This window comes from Haloferax sp. S1W (assembly GCF_044593955.1).
In the GTDB taxonomy this organism is placed as follows: domain Archaea; phylum Halobacteriota; class Halobacteria; order Halobacteriales; family Haloferacaceae; genus Haloferax.
This window is the reverse complement of the sequence record NZ_CP172595.1, coordinates 405,449-422,056: the sequence shown is the minus strand read 5'-3', so window position 1 is coordinate 422,056 and position 16,608 is coordinate 405,449. Positions and strand designations below refer to the sequence as shown.

At 60.2% G+C, this 16,608-nt stretch carries 16 protein-coding genes; 7 read left to right on the top strand and 9 right to left on the bottom strand.

Features of this window, described 5'->3' with window-relative positions; genetic code table 11:
* Window positions 1–162: 162 nt before the first annotated feature.
* Window positions 163–576, bottom strand: a complete 414-nt coding sequence (locus ACH9L7_RS02310) for a hypothetical protein (protein ID WP_396612140.1) — start codon at window positions 574–576, stop codon at window positions 163–165.
* Window positions 577–960: 384 nt separating this feature from the next.
* The gene (locus ACH9L7_RS02305; protein WP_396612139.1) at window positions 961–1,686 is read right to left on the bottom strand and encodes a hypothetical protein; all 726 of its coding nucleotides are present in this window, start codon (window positions 1,684–1,686) and stop codon (window positions 961–963) included.
* Between the two features lie 220 nt (window positions 1,687–1,906).
* Between ACH9L7_RS02305 and ACH9L7_RS02300 the strand changes: the two genes are divergently transcribed.
* Entirely contained in the window at window positions 1,907–3,019 is a 1,113-nt protein-coding gene (locus ACH9L7_RS02300; RefSeq protein WP_396612138.1) for a pyridoxal-phosphate-dependent aminotransferase family protein, read from the top strand.
* 86 nt (window positions 3,020–3,105) lie between these two features.
* Here ACH9L7_RS02300 and ACH9L7_RS02295 read toward each other — a convergent pair whose 3' ends face one another.
* Complete coding sequence (locus ACH9L7_RS02295; RefSeq protein WP_396612137.1) at window positions 3,106–4,014, bottom strand: hypothetical protein; 909 nt, start codon at window positions 4,012–4,014, stop codon at window positions 3,106–3,108.
* 59 nt (window positions 4,015–4,073) lie between these two features.
* Window positions 4,074–5,039 carry a twin-arginine translocation signal domain-containing protein gene (locus tag ACH9L7_RS02290; RefSeq protein ID WP_396612136.1) on the bottom strand — a complete coding sequence of 322 codons (966 nt, stop codon included), beginning with the start codon at window positions 5,037–5,039 and terminating at the stop codon, window positions 4,074–4,076.
* A 246-nt stretch (window positions 5,040–5,285) separates the two neighbouring features.
* Here ACH9L7_RS02290 and ACH9L7_RS02285 point away from each other — a divergent pair, with 246 nt between their 5' ends.
* From ACH9L7_RS02285 to ACH9L7_RS02270, 4 genes are all read left to right on the top strand, one after another.
* Window positions 5,286–6,269 carry an NADP-dependent oxidoreductase gene (locus ACH9L7_RS02285; RefSeq protein WP_396612135.1) on the top strand — a complete coding sequence of 328 codons (984 nt, stop codon included), beginning with the start codon at window positions 5,286–5,288 and terminating at the stop codon, window positions 6,267–6,269.
* Between the two features lie 145 nt (window positions 6,270–6,414).
* The gene (locus ACH9L7_RS02280; protein WP_396612134.1) at window positions 6,415–7,827 is read left to right on the top strand and encodes an ATP-binding protein; all 1,413 of its coding nucleotides are present in this window, start codon (window positions 6,415–6,417) and stop codon (window positions 7,825–7,827) included.
* Window positions 7,828–7,948: 121 nt separating this feature from the next.
* Window positions 7,949–8,494 (top strand): DNA starvation/stationary phase protection protein DpsA, encoded by a 546-nt coding sequence (dpsA, locus tag ACH9L7_RS02275; protein WP_396612133.1) that lies wholly within the window; start codon window positions 7,949–7,951, stop codon window positions 8,492–8,494.
* Between the two features lie 307 nt (window positions 8,495–8,801).
* A complete protein-coding gene (locus tag ACH9L7_RS02270) occupies window positions 8,802–9,074 on the top strand; it encodes a hypothetical protein (protein WP_396612132.1) in 273 nt (90 codons plus the stop codon).
* Window positions 9,075–9,105: 31 nt separating this feature from the next.
* Here ACH9L7_RS02270 and ACH9L7_RS02265 read toward each other — a convergent pair whose 3' ends face one another.
* The 4 genes from ACH9L7_RS02265 to ACH9L7_RS02250 form a co-directional block, all read right to left on the bottom strand.
* Complete coding sequence (locus tag ACH9L7_RS02265; protein WP_396612131.1) at window positions 9,106–9,798, bottom strand: hypothetical protein; 693 nt, start codon at window positions 9,796–9,798, stop codon at window positions 9,106–9,108.
* A 267-nt stretch (window positions 9,799–10,065) separates the two neighbouring features.
* Entirely contained in the window at window positions 10,066–11,133 is a 1,068-nt protein-coding gene (locus tag ACH9L7_RS02260; protein ID WP_396612130.1) for a CNNM domain-containing protein, read from the bottom strand.
* Window positions 11,134–11,460: 327 nt separating this feature from the next.
* Entirely contained in the window at window positions 11,461–11,901 is a 441-nt protein-coding gene (locus ACH9L7_RS02255) for a Tat pathway signal protein (RefSeq protein ID WP_396612129.1), read from the bottom strand.
* A 42-nt stretch (window positions 11,902–11,943) separates the two neighbouring features.
* Entirely contained in the window at window positions 11,944–13,335 is a 1,392-nt protein-coding gene (locus ACH9L7_RS02250; protein WP_396612128.1) for an NAD(P)/FAD-dependent oxidoreductase, read from the bottom strand.
* A gap of 162 nt (window positions 13,336–13,497) precedes the next feature.
* Here ACH9L7_RS02250 and ACH9L7_RS02245 point away from each other — a divergent pair, with 162 nt between their 5' ends.
* Together ACH9L7_RS02245 and ACH9L7_RS02240 are read left to right on the top strand one after the other, a co-directional pair.
* The gene (locus ACH9L7_RS02245; protein WP_396612127.1) at window positions 13,498–13,725 is read left to right on the top strand and encodes a hypothetical protein; all 228 of its coding nucleotides are present in this window, start codon (window positions 13,498–13,500) and stop codon (window positions 13,723–13,725) included.
* Window positions 13,726–13,789: 64 nt separating this feature from the next.
* A complete protein-coding gene (locus ACH9L7_RS02240) occupies window positions 13,790–14,749 on the top strand; it encodes a D-2-hydroxyacid dehydrogenase (protein WP_396612126.1) in 960 nt (319 codons plus the stop codon).
* A gap of 34 nt (window positions 14,750–14,783) precedes the next feature.
* On the opposite strand, the gene ilvD is transcribed toward ACH9L7_RS02240, so the two are convergent.
* On the bottom strand, window positions 14,784–16,535 hold the full coding sequence (gene ilvD, locus ACH9L7_RS02235; protein ID WP_396612125.1) for a dihydroxy-acid dehydratase: 1,752 nt from the start codon (window positions 16,533–16,535) through the stop codon (window positions 14,784–14,786).
* Between the last annotated feature and the right edge of the window lie 73 nt (window positions 16,536–16,608).

The following is a 16,608-nucleotide window of genomic DNA, read 5'->3' as shown; positions in this document are numbered from 1 at the left end:
AATTGGCATATCTGACGGGGGTCGATTCAAATACAACTGACGGCGTACCATCGTGGCATAGTTCGAATACAGACACAAATGCAACTATTTTCGTGAATTCGACCTACTATCGAACTGGCAGTGTCGAAAAGAAGGTGTCAGAGGCCGTCTGTGTCGAACTACTCAGTTCACTGGCGGCACCTCGTCGTATTCACGGACCATCTCCTGTAACTCGTCACTGAACAGTTCGACCCCCGAATCGTGGGCTGACCGCGTGTTCCACCGAACCGAGTTCTCGTCGGGAGGCAGTTCGACTTCGAACGTCGCCCACGCACAGCACTGCGCTTCTTTCCACGAAAGCTCAGTGGCTGCTGCGTAGGCGTCCGGGTTGCGGTCGAACACGAACGAGAAGCCGTCTGGCCGCGCTTCGATGTCCACGAGGTGTGGCAAGAGGTTGGCTTCTATCCACTGTTTCCGCTGTGCAACCTCGTCCGCAGTCAGCGAGCAGGAGACTTCGGGCAGGTCTCCTGCAGTGGGGTCGAGGAACTGTGTATCGTCTGTCAGCTGGTCGTCGAGTTCGGGTGGTGGATCGCTCATGTCCCACCAATACATTGATAATCGAGGTAATTAAGCTGTCAAGTACGAAATAATACAGTTAGTGTGAGTAATCGAAGTAATGGCGGAATCACCAAAGACGCAATCCGAAATCGAAGAAGAGTGCTGTGACAGTCCGTCGTGCTACTGCCCGCTCGGCGGGTGATGGACCTCCTCAGCCGGAAGCGACGCTATCGTCGGAAGACCCGCAGCAACCACAAGCGCGGCCGCGACGGCGAAATCTCGCATCCCGATAGAGAGCACGAACGCGATACGCGTCTGTCGAGGCTGCCGACTGCGACGACCAAATACCCCATCACAGGTCGGTTTTGCGTCGCGGAAAAAACGTGTCGCAGGCCCCGACGGCCTGCATGGACGCGACCGGACTCACGCAGGTGACTGCTCAGTCCGGGTCTGCATGACGGGTTCGAGCCGTAGCAGCGCCACTCCGAACCAGAGGGTCCAGAGGGTCATCACGATTGCCGACACCAGCCAGACCAGACCACCGATGGCGATGCCGAGCCACATCCCCATCGCGAAGCCGACGAATGCGAGGACACCCGCGAGGACAGCAATCCACGCTGCCCACATGGGTGTCGCACGCTCCGCGGTTCTGGCCTCGTTACCCGCGATTACTGCGATACCGAGTGCCAGGAACGCAAATCCAGTGACCATGCCTTCGGCGAAGACCTCCCACGCTTCGAAGGCCTCCGCATTCCCGGCCGCGGCGAGGTCAGCGACGACAGTGGCTTCCGCGACCGCGGCCGTCATCGTCGCCAGCGCACCGATAGTGACGACGCCCCACGCGAACATCGTCCACCACTCCTGTGTCAACCGCGAGTGGGCCGTCAGGACGACGAGCCCGGCGATTGCGAAGAGCGCGAAGCCTATCGCGGCGGCCAAATGAACACCGACCCAGCGCATCCCTGCGTCGGCGATAATCGTCATCTGCTGACTCAGAGTGGTGGCTGGGGCCGGGTGAAGGACGAGACTCACAATGGCGAGCAGCGAGCCGATTGTGAGCGTGGCTCCTACCACCCGCATGCTCGTGTCGATGTTCGCCATCAGCCTGGCGTCCATCTCCGTCTCCGGTTGTTCTGTTATTGTTGACATTGTCTCCACCATTCAGTACTCGTCTCGACGTGTCTACGCTCGCCTTTGTCTCTCACGACGAGCATTCAAAGCTAGGTACTCAACAACGATATGTGTTAACATTCAACACTGAGTCGGTTTGTAAGAGTCGCTGTCGTCGCCAGTTGACACACCGTATATGGTCGGAATCAAAACTACCATGCCACCCCGCTACACAGTACTCGGTACTTAGGTGGTTCATGTGACCGAAAAACGCGAATACACGGGCGACTATCCCGAAAAGAAGCTGTATATCCCGGGTCCGACGGAGGTGCGCGACGACGTTATCGAGTCGATGTGTGAGCCGATGTTCGGCCACCGGATGGACCAGATGACAGACCTCTATACGACCATCGTCGAGGACACGAAGGAGTTCCTCGGCACCGACAACGATGTTATCATCCTCACCGGGTCGGGGACCGAATTCTGGGAAGCCTCGACGCTCAACCTCGTCGACGAGAACATCCTCGTGCCGACGTGTGGGAGCTTCAGCGAACGCCACGCCAACGTGGCCGAGCGACTGGGTAAGAACGTCGACCGCCTCGAATACGAGTGGGGACAGGCAATCAAACCCGAAGACATCAGAGAGACACTGGAGTCGAGCGACAAGCACTACGACGTTGTCGCCACCGTGATGAACGAGAGTTCGACCGGTGTCCGAAACCCCGTCGAGGAAATCGGCGATGTCGTCGCCGAGTACCCGGATACGTACTTCGTCGTCGATGCCGTCTCCTCGCTGGGCGGCGACTACGTCGATATCGACGAGCACAACATCGACGTGCTCTTCGCGTCGTCCCAGAAGGCGTTTGCGATGCCGCCGGGGCTGGCGATTTGTACCGTTAGCAACGACGCTTACGAGCGCGAACTGGAGAAAGACTCCGCGTCGTGGTACGGTGGATTCCAGCGCTGTATCGACTACTACGACCGGAAGGGCCAGACGCACTCCACGCCCGCGATTCCCATCATGCTGGCCTACCGCAAACAGATGAAATACATGCTCGATGAGGGCCACAAGGGGCGCAGCGAACGCCATCGGGAGATGGCAGAGTACACCCGCGACTGGGCCTACGAGCACTTCGACATGTTCCCCGAGGAGGGCTACGAGTCCCAGACGGTGGCCTGCATCGAGAACACACAGGGTATCGACGTTGCCGGAACCATCGAAGAGGTCTCCGAAAAGTACGATATGGCCTTCTCGAACGGCTACGGCTCTGCGCTCGGTGAAAAGACGTTCCGCATCGGTCACATGGGCGAACACACCGTCGAGTCCATCAAGGAACTGACCGACGCCATCGAAGACGTAGCTGACCTCTAAGGCGGCTTCGACCGACTACCCACAGTCACACATCGGTCCCGGTGACCTCCCGTCACCGGAGGCCTGTCGCCCAACTATCGACGCTCTCACGAGACTGAGACAGAGAACACCGACGTGTGTGTGAGGAGATACTCCGTTTCGCGGACGAACGTGCGACCCGCATCGGACAGTTCAGTTGCGGGTATCTCGATTGGACTGCCGGACCCGTCTTCACCACGCGCCTCTGTCACTGCTTCGTGGAGTTTCACTCGCGTCTCGGTGTTCGTCTGGGGAAGTTCGACGTACACCGGGTCGCCGCCGGAGGCAGTCGTCTCCGACAGTCGCAGCACCACCCAGAAGCGCTTACTGAAGAACGCTGCGTCGGTCTGTTGGACCTCGATACCTCGATACGTCACTCCGTCGTGCCGGAAATACCCCTGGAACCACTCGTTTCGAACCCACTCGCCGAGTTGGGTCTGGGGCTGTACGGTTCGCCGCTCGTCGCCGATGGCGTGGCGTGCCAGTTCACGCCGCTCCGACGGCAGTTCCGAAACGGGTGTCGCCGTCTCGTTTTCCGGAACTGACTCCACTTCGTTGGCTCCGACGAGCAACTTGTAGTAGGTTCCACCGTCGGCGTCGACAGCAAACGTGCCGAGGGGTTCGCCGGCGGCACGAAGTTCGATTGCGTCGAACGCAAGCAGGGACGGTTGCGGCGTGTAGTGCGAGACGGAGACGACTTCCCTGACCGACTCACCCTCGGCAGCGTCTCTGAGCCACGAAGCGAGAGCGGGCGGAAGTACCGTCAGCGTCCCCGATTCTGGCACATCGACTCGTTCGAGGACGACCGAGTGGGCGTCTGTCGGGTCGTCAGCGGGAGACGACGAACCGGTCGTCTCACTATCGGTGGGGCTGTCAGTCTGTGTTCCCGGCCCGACAGCGGTTGTACAACCGGAGCCACTCCCGAACCCCGCAGCGAGGAGGGCAAGGTATGCTCTGCGGTGGTACGTTCCAGTCACGTACAAAAAAACAGGACGTGTCAGGTAAATGTCTTCAGGTAAAACCCGGTCGAAGACCGTTAGCCCTCAGGCGAGTCTATTTCGGCGACCTGATATCCCGAGAAGACTGTCTTGATAAGCGTCCAGAGTCCGGCGTCGAGTCCAGCGAAGCCAGTCGAGACGGCATCGTACGTGAACTTCACTACCAGCGGATTCTCCGCGGTTGCGAGAATCGTGTAGGCATTCCCAAAGGTGTCGTACGCGTCGATTGCTTGCACAGTGGTTTCGGTGCCGTCGACCAAGAGAGTGAAGTCCACGAAGTCGGGTTCGGCGTTCAGGTACACCTCGTCCACCTCGGCGACCCCTTCCTCGATTTCGTTTAGTGCCTCCTCGCTGAGACGCGAGATTCGGGTGAGTACGTCACGACTCCAGGCGGTCCGCCGCGTCTCTTTGAGTTCTGTGAACGCCTCCTGTGAGAGCCAAATCGCGGAGGTGTTGGTTGTCTCTTTCCCGGGTCGCCAATACATCGGGAGCAGGGTCCCGTGCGCATCGTCGAGTCCGGTCGCGGTGACGACCCCCGTCTCCTCGACAACTTCGACTTCCGGGGTTGGCGTTTCCTCGCCCACGCCAGCGGTTGGCGTCTCCTGTGGCGTAATCTCGCGTTCGACCGTCCGACGCCACGAAACTGTCACTTCCTCGCCGGAGTCGACTGCGTCCACCGTGACTAACCGCCCACCACCCGGTTCGTTGGAGTCGATTTTGGTTGGACCTGCGACGCCGACGAAGGCAGTCGGGCCCATACCGATTTGCAGTCCAGGCCGTAAGCTCAAATCCGATGAGTCCGGTTCTTGGTCGTCACCGTCGTCGGTGTCGACAACATCGCCGAGTGACTCCCCTCCACGAGTGCACCCCGCGATACCTCCGAGTACTGACGCAGCACCGATTCCCGCTGTATGCCGGAGGAAGGTGCGTCGGTTCTGAGTCGTCGGCGTCTCACCACAGAGTTCGTGTCGTCCCGGAGTCGGGGTGTCGCGGAGAACAGACATCTCACTCACCAATGTTATATGTTAACATGTTTTGAACTATCACTCTAGGGGTCTGATTCTTCGGAGCGACATAGTAATCAGTGGGGTATTCGTCTGAGCTGGAAGACTAACACAGCTATTCTGCGGTGTCAGACGGCCGAGTTTGTTCCCCCACGAGTTCTCAAAAACGGACAGAAATGAAAATTTGATTACAAAATATCATATTGGGAAGGACGGTTACAAAATGTTAATTCAGAATTCATTTTAGTGGATTCACGTCCGAGTACGACCATGCAGGCGATTCAACTTCAGAACCCCAACGGAACCGCCGCATTAGCCTCCAAAGAGACCCCGCGCCCCCAGCCGGCAGATGATGAACTCCTCGTTCGTACGCACGCAGCCGGTGTGAATCCGCTCGACTGGCTCATCTGTGATGGCCACCTCCGCCAGTTGCTCGACGAACCGCTTCCGTGGATTCCCGGCTGGGACATTTCGGGTGTGGTCGAGTCCGTGGGTGCCGACGTGAGCGGGTTCGAAGCAGGCGACACTGTTTACGGAATGGTTCGACTCCCCGGTGCTGGAGGGGCGTTTGCCGAGTACGCCACGGTGAAGCCACACGAGGTAACGTCGAAGCCTGCTCGACTCTCACACACCGAGGCTGCAGGTGTTCCGATGGTCGGCCAAACTGCGTTCCACGCACTCTTCGAGGAAGCAGGAGTTGACGCGGATGACCGTATCCTCATTCACGCGGCTGCTGGTGGCGTCGGACACATGGCGGTCCAGTTCGCGGCAGACGCAGGGCTTCGCGTCATCGGAACCGCGTCCGAGCGTAACGAAGCGTATCTCCGAGAACTTGGCGTCGACGAGTTCATCGACTACCGGAACCAGCGATTCGAGGACGAAATCGAACCGGTCGATGTGGTCCTTGACGCTGTCGGTGGGTCGGTGCTCGAACGCTCGGCCGAAGTGGTTCGACCCGGTGGCGTCGTCGTCACGCTCCCAGAACAGCCACCAGAACCTCTCGTCGAGACGCTCCAGCGTGAATACGACGCCGAAATATCCTTTTTCAGCGTCACAGACGACGCCGCCCCCTCGACGTTACAGCGAGTAACCGAGCGCATCGACGCCGGTGCAGTGGAGCCGACAATACGCAACACGTACCCCCTCTCCGAGGCACAGACTGCGCTGGAGAAGAGCGCAACTGGCCACGTTCGTGGGAAGCTCGTCCTCACAGTCGAGAAAGACGAGTAGACGGGAGGCTCCCGAACGATTCCCGTGACCGAGTCGTCGGCAGCCAGTCGAGTCAGGCCAGTAGCGTTGTACCGCCCACTCTCATTCTCAGAATCGAGTACCGGGGCAGAGACGTTATGGTGGTGAAGGGAACACCCCACCGTGTATGTCTCACGACGACACGCTCTCTATTCTCATCGTCGATGACAGTGCCTTCTTTGTCTCTCTTCTCGCCGACAAACTGGAGTCGAACTACGGGATGACGTCGGTGACGGCGACCAACGCTGGCGAAGCGATGTTGGAACTGAGCCACAAATCGTTCGATTGCATCGTGAGCGACTATCAGATGCCCGAGACGACCGGCTTAGAACTCTACAAGATGGTCAAAGAGCAGCACGACGTGCCGTTTATCTTGCTCACCGGACAGGGCGGCGAAGAAATCGCCAGTCGTGCAATCCGGATGGGTATCGACGAGTACCTCATGAAACAGTCCGTGCGAGAAGACGAACCGCTCGAACTCCTCGTCAATCGCATTCGGAACGTCGTCGAACAGCGCCGGACACAACGGAAGTACGAACGATTGGTCGACAACTCGCCCGACGAAATCAGCCAACTCAGCGTTACCGGGGAGATACTGGCCGCCAACGAAGCAATGGCGACGGCATTCGGTGTCTCACAGGCGAAACTCGTCGGCGAACAACTGTCAACGTTCGTCCCCGACGACGTCGCGGCGACGCGGCTCAAAGAGTCTAAGCGGGCAATCACCGCCGGGAGTGCGGTGACGTTCCAAGATAGCATCGGCGTTCGGCACTTTCACAACATCGCGGTGCCGCTTTCGACGGCCGGTGAGGTCGATTCGGTCCAGCTTGTGACACGGGAGATAACGCTCCAGAAGCGCAACGAACAGGAGTTAGAGCAGAAGACCGAGAAGCTCACCCTGATAAATCGCATCGTTCGTCACGACATAAACAACGACGTACAACTCCTGATGGGGTGGTCCGATCTCATCAGAAGCCACGTCGACGAGTCAGGAATGGAGACGGTCGACCGAATCAGCAACACGAGCAACCACATCGCCGAACTCACGGCAATCGCGCGCGACTTCGTCGGATCGTTAGAGGAGGGAACCGAGATAGACCTAGAGGTCATCGACCTCGGGCGCACCCTCCAGACGGAAATCGACAAGAAGCGAACCACCTACAGCGAGGCGAAGTTCGTCGTTGGCGACCTTCCGTTAGTGGGTATCCGAGCCAACGAACTTTTGGCATCCGTGTTCGGCAACCTCCTGAGCAACGCAATCCGCCACAACGACGCGGAGACGCCGACGGTCCACGTCGACCTGAACGAGACCGAGACGGACGTTATCGTCCGAGTTGCGGACAACGGCCCGGGGGTTCCGGACGACCGCAAGGAAGCAATCTTCGGGAAGGGTCGAATGGGTCCCAAAAGCCCCGGAACCGGGGTCGGACTCCATCTCGTCTACACGCTCGTCGACCAGTACGGCGGTGACGTGTGGGTCGAAGACAACGTGCCCCGCGGTGCAATCTTCGTCGTCAAACTACCAAAGCCAGCGAACTAATCGATTTTTTCCACAGGTGTTCGGTCCCCCACCACGTTTTTCCAGAAAATCGACTCATAGCTGTCAGACGTATCGCTCCGTCGATAATCTATAAGTGTTCACACAGTGCATACTAGCCACGATGAGCACTCAAAAAATCGTTCGTCAAGAGGCGGGCACAGTCGGGGAGAATCCGCTTCGCCTCGAAGAGGAGAAGGCCGAACAGGTAATCGACGCGCTGAACACGGACCTCGCGGATGCGTACGTGCTCTACCATCAACTCCACAAGCACCACTGGAACGTGGAAGGTGCGGAGCATCTCGACATTCACGTCTTCCTTCAGGAGGCGTACGAAGATGTCGAGATGGCGGCCGACGAAATCGCCGAGCGCGTGCAGGCGCTGGGTGGCGTCCCGCACGCCAGCATGGCCACACTGTCTGAGGCTTCGACTGTCGAACCGGAAGACGAGGATGTCTACGACATTCGCACCTCGCTTTCGAACGACCTCGATATGTACGGCGACATCATCGAGAGCTACCGCGAACACATCGAACTTGCTGCGGGACTCGGCGACCAGGCCACCGCGCACATGCTTCGCGAACAACTAATCGAAATCGAAGAACACGCTCACGTCATCGACCACTATCTCGAAGACGACACGCTCGTCCTCGAATCGGCGACGAAGTGAGCAGTCGCCACCGACTCCTATTTTTGGCACTCGTCAGTCCGCTCCGGAGCGTCGCGTTTCGCCGCCCGGTTACCTGCGCACGTCGACGGTCACGTCGCTCGCAATCCAGCCGTCAGTGTTTCCCGACTCCAGGAACACTACCTTTCCGGGGGAACTCTCGCAAACGGAGATTTCGGGCTGCTGAGGTGGTTCTTGAACCGACGAACGTTCGCGGCGTGACTGAGTGCCGGTGGTCATTGCGAGTGTTTAGGCAGGCCTAAAACAAAAAGGAAGCGGTTCAGTCTCTTCCTGCGGGATTATCCGATGCATGTGCAAGTGCGGTGCGAACGCCGCGTGGTTCCGCGACGAGTACGAGAAGTGGCAGAACGTGGACCTTGCAGACGGCAGCCGCGTCGAGTTCTACGGCAGTCTCGACCACTTCTTTCAAGCAGGGTTCGCACCCGCGACGCCGCTCAGCCTCTACTTCGGTGGGAACGTCGCCGGATACGTCGTCTCGGATATCGTCGAGTGGATTTTCGACGTTGCTCTGTGGACGCCGATTTCGGAAGCAGACCACGTCTCAGCCAAGCGTACAAAATAGAGTGACGAGCGAAACAGCGCTCGTCTGCTGACTATCCTTTCTGGATGGTCACGTCCTCTACGACCACTTCTTCCACGCCCCCCTCTTCCTTGTCGATGACTCCAACATACAGCGCCGCAGGTGTTTCGGCGTCGATGCCGTCGATTTCACCGGCTTTTAGATCCCCGAACGTCGCGGGACTAAAGCCGCGCTGAAGGAGTAAGAACGTCGTGGTGTCGGAGATGGTGAACGTGCCACCAGCGGTGATCTGAAGGAGCCCTTCCTCGTCGCCCGCGATACCTGGTAGTGCGCTCTCTCTGTTGCCTTGGACCGTCTCCCAGTGGAAGAACTCGCCATTCTTGTTTTCGTCGAGATAGAGGCCGATGAACAACCGAGCGTCCGCCCCCTTCTGCGTCTGTACCGTCCGTGAGGTGACCGTTATCGATTCGAGGTTCCCGAGTGGTCCCATATGGATGTCGAATCCAGTATTCCGGTTCGGAGGTCCCTCGGTACCGATGTTCTTCGCGAGCGCCCGCACGCCGCCGCCGGATGCCGGTTCTGCCATCCACCGACTATCTCCGTCACGGAAGTCGTACGGGTGCTTTTGACGGCCCCAGTTCTCCTGTGCGAGCGGGAACCACGCGTAGTGGCCGTTGCGATTAATCTGGGATACGACGTTTCCCCGGGCGGTCACCGACCCAGTGAGAACCGTCCCCCCGACAAGTCCCGCACCGAGTGTCTTCAATACAGTTCGCCGATTCGCGTTGTGTGGATAGTTCATATTCCTGTTCAGTATCGTTGCACTCCTCCCGACCCGCCGCCTATCGTCTCTGGTTGCCCCGTCGTCACGTCGATACCACCAACTGTGGTATCTAATAACTAACACGAATTTGCCAATAAGTGTTCTCTCACCCGTCTACTGCCCGTACAGTGTCGAATTCGTGAAAATGAACTAGACAATTATTCGTCAGTACTGGCCCACTGTTACCGTCCTATCAGTTGAGAATGCGAATCATCCAGCAACAGCGCGTTGGTCGAGCGGGTCTTCGAGTTCGCCCATCACCGCTTCGAGGGCGTCGGTTGCGGTGAGGAGTCCAACGACGTTCCCGTCTTCGATGACGAGCGCTAACTCCTGGTCTTCTGCTTGGAACTGGTCGAATGCGTCACTGACGTTCGTCTCTGCTGCTAGCGTCATCGGCGGTGCCGCAATCTCGGAGAACGACAGCGTCCCGGCTTTCAGCTCCTCGAAGTGGTCGATTATCGATGGCGCATACACGACGCCGTGGAAGTCCGTCGGCTCTTCGCCGACGAGCGGGAACCGAGTGTGTGGTGTGTTTCGAATTCGCTCGAAGTTCTCTTCCGGCGAGACCATCGTCGAGAGAGCGATGATGTCGTCGGCCGGAACCATGATTTCACGTATCGAGAGTTCGTCTACGTCGAGCGCGCGGAGCACTTCTTCCCGGCGCTCTTCGGGGAGTTCACCCTCTTCGAGGAGTGAGTGAAGTCGATTCCGGAGTTGCGCCCGCGATTCGAGTACTTCCTCTTCGGTTTCGAGCCACGCGCCCGTCATCTCGATTCCAAACAGCTTGAGCGTCCCTTTGGCAATCCAGTCACCGAGTGTGATGAGTGGTGAAATGAGCCAGTTGAACCAGTACAGCGGGGTTGCACCGTATCGACAGACCATCCGCGAGCGCTCGACACCGAGGTAGGTCGGTGTCTGCTCGCCGTGGGTGAGGTGCAGGAGATTGATAATCCCGAACGCGATGAGCGCTCCTGCCCCAATCGAGGCGAGTGGGGTGGTGGCGAAATACGGCTCGAACAGGGCAGCTAACGCGGGTTCTGCCACGATACCGACTGCGATACTCGACGCTGTGATGCCGACTTGGCACGTCGTCAGGTATATCTCCAGATTCTGTGTCATCTCCCACGCCCGCTCCAAGGCGGGCGTGTCGCCGATGAACTCCTGTTTGCTGAACTGGCGTGCTCGCGTCAACGCGAACTCGATGGCGACGAAAAACCCGTTGGTCAAGATGAGGGCGAGCCCCGCCGCCAAACGGAGGCTAAGCTCAAGCGGCGTCATCTGGTTGGGCCATTGGGCTACGGACTGAAATAAGCAGGGAAGGCGGAACCGGGCGGTATAAACGACTTTCGTGGTCTCTTACGTGCGGAAATGTCGCCCGGAACACTAACGGCCGGTCTCATCCCGAGGCGGCGTGCCGCGTCAACCGGGAAACCCTCGTGCCAGGCGGTCCGTCTTTCGGGCGCGGACGTTCCGAAGTACACCGGCGTCTGCCGGTCAGTATAGCAGCGTAAACGCTGCTATCGATATCGCGTACCTGGGTTCGCCGTTCTGTCATCGCTCCCGAAGTGGGACAACTCGGACGGGGACTTATGGTACGCACCCGTTCTAGTTCGCCGGGGGTAAAACGAGTTGCGACCGCGCCTCGTCACCTTCGAAGAAGACCGCACGCACGCGAACAATCTGTCCGTCGATGCGAATGTAGTACAGACGGTCGTTCGGGCCGCCGAACTCGGGGAGTTGTTCGAGGTTCTTTCGCAGTGACTCGTAGTCGCTGAGGCAGTCGGAGATACTCGACTCTCGGGGGTGTCCGCCTGCGGCCCCCTCGGCGACTTGCATAATCCACGGACTATCGGCGACTCGCGGGTCATCTGCGCTCACGACGGTCGCATTCGGCGGGGCCTTGCTGACCAACTCCGCCCGCAGGTATATCTCCGCATCGGTGCACCCCCGGAGCGACGAACACCCGGCGAGGGACGCCACGACGCCGACACTTGCGACTGCAAGGCCGTGCCGGAGAAGATGCCGACGTGACGTGGGACTATCCATCGTCTGAGACAAACCTACAATCTGAAATAAACTTTCGGTCGCTTACAGCGAGTACTCAGATTCCGTCAGTTGGACGTACTTGCCCTTCCGGAACTTGAGCTTCGTCTTCTTGTACTGCGTCGCAAGCTTGGCGGCGCTGAACCCGGCCGAGAGCTTGGCGCGGTCGAACGCCTTGTACCCTTTTTCCGAGTCGAGGAGCTTGCGGGCCGCTTTGAACGATTTGTCCCAGTCTTTCGGTCCGTAGTCGTGGACGATGTCGGCCATCGCGACGTTGCGAAGAATCTCGTCGCCGATGGCGTCTTTCCACTGCGCGTTGTACTCGCTGAGGTCACCTTCGGCGGCGAGTTCGCCAGCGATAGCACCCGTTCGAACCGCCACGTGGTCGCCGCCTTCGTGGAAGGCGGAAGTCGAACCCATCGCACCGCCGGTGACGGCGATGCCAGCTTTCGTGGGCGACTCGATGGGGCGCGTCGAGGAGATGGCGTACGTCTCTGTTCCCTTGGTCTTGCCTCGGTCTTCGACGAGCGGGAAGTCCTCGTCGATATCGTACTCGTCGCCGTACTCCTGTTCGAGGAGGCGGCGCACGTACTCGCGACCCTGCGGGATTTTCTCGTCGTCTTCGCGGAGCAGTTTGTAGTCCTCGCGGTCCGCCACCTCGTCGATGTCCAAGCCGATGGGCATCGTGAGGCCGACGCGGCAGACGTTGTTATCGTTCGGGAAAATCCACGGGTACGCCGTGTGGCCGGGCATGTAGCCCCACCAGAACTTGATAGCCCCGTCTACATCGTCGAACAGTTCCGGCGGGAACTCACGGTGTTCCTGATAGGCGATGTGGTTGACCTTGGGCGAAGCGAGACGCTCGGTGATGTCGAACGGCAGGTGCCTGTCGAGCACCTTGTTCGTCACCGTGCGCTGGGGACCGTCGGCGAGGATGAGGAAGTCCGCGCCCACGTCTTCGCCGTTCGCCAGTCGAACGACGTGGCGTGGGTCGTCCTCGCCGCCCATCGCGTCGAGGTCCGTTTCCACGTCCCGAACGGATGCCTTGAGACGATACTCCGCACCTGCTTCCTCGGCGCGACTTCGCATCCAGTCGTCGAACTTCGCGCGGTGGAAGGTGTATCCGAACTCGTCGTACGACGAGTCGATGCCGGTGCTTCGGAGCGTCACACTCTCGCTCGGGCCGATGAACTCCGCTCGGTCGAGGATGTCGAGGACCACGTCGTCCGGCATCTCGTCTGGGTGGATACCCATGATGTCCACCCAGTAGTCGAGAATCCCGGCCGCGTCCGTCGAGTCCGGGCCGAGACCCTCTCGGTCGGCTCTGGGGACGCCTTTTTCGAGGACCACGGTGGAGGCACCGGCCGATGCGGCGGCGTGTGCCGCCGACGTTCCGGCCGGACCGCCACCGACGATGGCGACATCTACGCGTTCCATACCGCTACAGGTCTTGGCCTCGTGTATTAAACCCCCTGAACCGACGCGGTGACACCCCGCCCGCTTGCGATCCTGTGGGACGTGCCATCCTCGCACTCTGGATACCGACTCTGATAACTAGAGACGGAGATTTATCACTCCTGTCACGATACATCGGTGATAATGAGCGGAGACGAGGGAAGAAGCGACCGTACGCCCGTGGTCTTTAGAGATGAAACGGGCGACCTCGTCTTCGTTGACGGGGGACCAGCACCGCAAGGATATGCACCCGTCGCGTGGAAACTCGGCGAGGACGGTTCCCGATACGTCGTCGACCCGACCGTCGACGCCGTCGCAGTCACACGAACGATTTCGAAACGCCGCCGAAGCACACACAAACCACTCGACTGATTTTCGCTTCGTATCGACTGTCGGAATCGAACAGATTCATCACCACCTTCGAGAATCTTCGACCATGCGCGACCCAGACATCGCCGTCCTTCGCCAGAAGATTCACGGACTGTCCGCCGAGGAGTACGCCGAGACGCTACGCGACCGACTCCCCGACAGAGAAGTCGCACTCGCTCGGACCCCCGAAGAAGAACGGGACCTCCTTTCTCGCGTCCGGGTCGCCACCGGCTTTTCCATCGACGAATCCGTCCTCGAAACCGCCGAAAACCTCGACCTCTTCGCCTGCGTCTTCGCCGGAACCGGCCACCTCCCCATCGAGGCGCTGGCCGACCACGACGTGGCCGTCACGAACGCCTCGGGCGTCCACGGCCCCAACATCGCCGAACAAGTGCTCGGGAGCATCCTCTATTTCACCCGTCGCTTCCACGTCGCCGAGAAACAGAACCGAGACGGCGTCTGGCAGTCGTACCCGACGTTCGAACTGCAGGACTCGACGGTCACTGTTGTCGGTCTCGGGGCTATCGGACAGGCCATCGTCGACCGCCTCGACCCGTTCGGCGTCGAAACGATTGGCGTCCGTTACTCCCCGGAGAAGGGCGGTCCGACCGACGAAGTCGTCGGCTTCGACGACGTGCAGGGCCTCCACGATGCGTACGCCCACTCTGACTACGTCGTCATCGCGTGCCCACTGACGGAGGCCACCCGCGGCCTCATCGACGCGGACGCGTTCAAATCGATGGCTCCCGACACCGTTCTCGTGAACATCGGACGCGGGCCGGTCGTCGATACCGACGCTCTGCTCGATGCGATTCGGAGTAACGGTATCCGCGGTGCGGCCCTCGACGTGACCGACCCCGAACCGCTCCCGTCGGACCACGACCTCTGGCAGTTCGACAACGTCCTCATCACCCCGCACAACGCGGGCCACACGCCGAAGTACTGGGAGCGGATGGCCGACATCATCGCGGCGAATCTCGGCAAGTTAGACGAGGGCGACGACGACTTGGAAAACCGCGTCGTCTAAAACAGACCCGTTCGAGTTCCCAACAGCCGGTTACTTACTCGTCGCGCTTGACGGCCGGGTTCGTCACGGCACCGTTCGCTGCCGACCCGAAGTCGCGCGCGTACTTCGCCAGCACGCCGGAGTCGTACGCAGGCGGCTTGGGTTCCCACTCTTTCTTCCGGGCCGCGAACTCCTCGTCCGAGAGGTCGACCGAGAGTTCGCGGTTCGGAATGTCCACGGTCACTTCGTCGCCGTCTTCGAGGAGTGCGATAGGACCGCCTTCGACCGCCTCGGGAGCGACGTGGCCGACCATCGGGCCACGGGTCGCACCGGAGAAGCGGCCGTCGGTAAGCAGCGCCACGTCGTCTTCGTGACCCTGTCCGACGACGGCGGCGGTGACGCCGAGCATCTCGCGCATTCCGGGACCGCCGCGGGGACCCTCGTTGCGGATGGCGATAACATCTCCCGGTTCGATGTGTCCTTCCTGCACGTAGCGCATGGCGTCTTCTTCGTTCTCGAAGACACGAGCGGGACCGGTGTGGTGGAATTTGTCGTCGCCGGTGACCTTGAGGACCGCACCGTCGGGAGCGAGGTTGCCGGTGAGAATCTTGATAGCGCCCTCGTCCTGATACGGGTCGTCGACAGTGTAGAGGAAGTCCTCCTCGATAGTGTCGTCGTCCGGCAGGTCGAGCTGCGCGAGTTCCTCTTCGATGGTGCGGCCGGTGACGGTCATCGCGTCGCCGTGGAAAAGGCCTGCTTCGAGGAGGCGGCGGATGACGACCGGGACGCCACCGACCTCGTGGAGGTCGTTCATGACGCGGGTGCCGCCGGGCTGAAGGTTCGCAATCTTCGGCGTGCGGTCGGAAATCGTGTTGAACTCCTCGATATCGAGGTCGACGCCAGCCTCGGCGGCGAGCGCGAGGAGGTGGAGGACGGCGTTAGTCGAGCCACCGATAGCGACCTGGAGCGCGATGGCGTTCTCGAAGGACTTCTTCGAGAGGACGTCGGAGGGTCGCAGGTCGTTTTCGACGCACTGAAGGACGGCCTCACCGGCGCGGCGAGCGACCTCGTAGCGTTCTTCGGACTCGGCGGGCGCGGAGGCAGAGCCGAGTGGGGCCATGCCGAGCGCCTCGGAGATGGACGCCATCGTGTTGGCGGTGAACATCCCGCCGCACGACCCAGCACCGGGGCAGGCGTTCCGCTCGAGGTCGTCGAGTTCGTCAGCGCTCATGTCGCCTTCGGCATACGTTCCGACGCCCTCGAAGACGTTCTGGACCGTCACTTCGCGGCCTTCGTGGTGGCCGGGCATGATAGAGCCGCCGTAGAGGAAGACGGAGGGGAGGTCGGTGCGGATGGAGGCCATCATCATTCCGGGGAGGTTCTTGTCGCACCCGGCGACGGTGACGAGGGCGTCCATGCGCTCACCGAAGGAGACGAGTTCGACGGAGTCGGCGATTATCTCGCGAGAGATGAGCGAGGCCTTCATCCCCTCTGTCCCCATCGAGATGGCGTCGGAGATGGTGATGGTACCGAACTCGATGGGCATCCCGCCTGCCTCGTCGATGCCCTCGACAGCCGCATCGGCCACGTCGTCGAGGTGAACGTTACACGGGGTGATGTCCGCCGCGGGGTTGGCGACGCCGACCATCGGCGAACCGAGGTCTTCGTCGTCGAATCCCATCGCTCGGAACATCGCGCGGTGCGGGGCTTTGTCCGGCCCCTCCGTAACCTCCGAACTTCGGAGGTTCGGGTCCTTGCCGCTGGAGAACACGTCGTCGTCCTCCTCGCGTGCAGGCTGTTGGCTCATATCTGAGCGGACCCGGCGAGCGAACTTAAATGGCAGCGACTGGGCAGACGTTGCAGTCTGGTCACCGAAAATG

Bases quoted from the DNA above. Each gene is read 5' to 3' on its own strand.
- ACH9L7_RS02310 (WP_396612140.1), bottom strand. From the start codon at position 576: ATGAGCGATCCACCACCCGAACTCGACGACCAGCTGACAGACGATACA.
- ACH9L7_RS02305 (WP_396612139.1), bottom strand. From the start codon at position 1,686: ATGTCAACAATAACAGAACAACCGGAGACGGAGATGGACGCCAGGCTG.
- ACH9L7_RS02290 (WP_396612136.1), bottom strand. From the start codon at position 5,039: ATGTCTGTTCTCCGCGACACCCCGACTCCGGGACGACACGAACTCTGT.
- ACH9L7_RS02280 (WP_396612134.1), top strand. From the start codon at position 6,415: ATGTCTCACGACGACACGCTCTCTATTCTCATCGTCGATGACAGTGCC.
- dpsA (WP_396612133.1), top strand. From the start codon at position 7,949: ATGAGCACTCAAAAAATCGTTCGTCAAGAGGCGGGCACAGTCGGGGAG.
- ACH9L7_RS02270 (WP_396612132.1), top strand. From the start codon at position 8,802: ATGTGCAAGTGCGGTGCGAACGCCGCGTGGTTCCGCGACGAGTACGAG.
- ACH9L7_RS02260 (WP_396612130.1), bottom strand. From the start codon at position 11,133: ATGACGCCGCTTGAGCTTAGCCTCCGTTTGGCGGCGGGGCTCGCCCTC.
- ACH9L7_RS02255 (WP_396612129.1), bottom strand. From the start codon at position 11,901: ATGGATAGTCCCACGTCACGTCGGCATCTTCTCCGGCACGGCCTTGCA.
- ACH9L7_RS02250 (WP_396612128.1), bottom strand. From the start codon at position 13,335: ATGGAACGCGTAGATGTCGCCATCGTCGGTGGCGGTCCGGCCGGAACG.
- ACH9L7_RS02245 (WP_396612127.1), top strand. From the start codon at position 13,498: ATGAGCGGAGACGAGGGAAGAAGCGACCGTACGCCCGTGGTCTTTAGA.
- ACH9L7_RS02240 (WP_396612126.1), top strand. From the start codon at position 13,790: ATGCGCGACCCAGACATCGCCGTCCTTCGCCAGAAGATTCACGGACTG.
- ilvD (WP_396612125.1), bottom strand. From the start codon at position 16,535: ATGAGCCAACAGCCTGCACGCGAGGAGGACGACGACGTGTTCTCCAGC.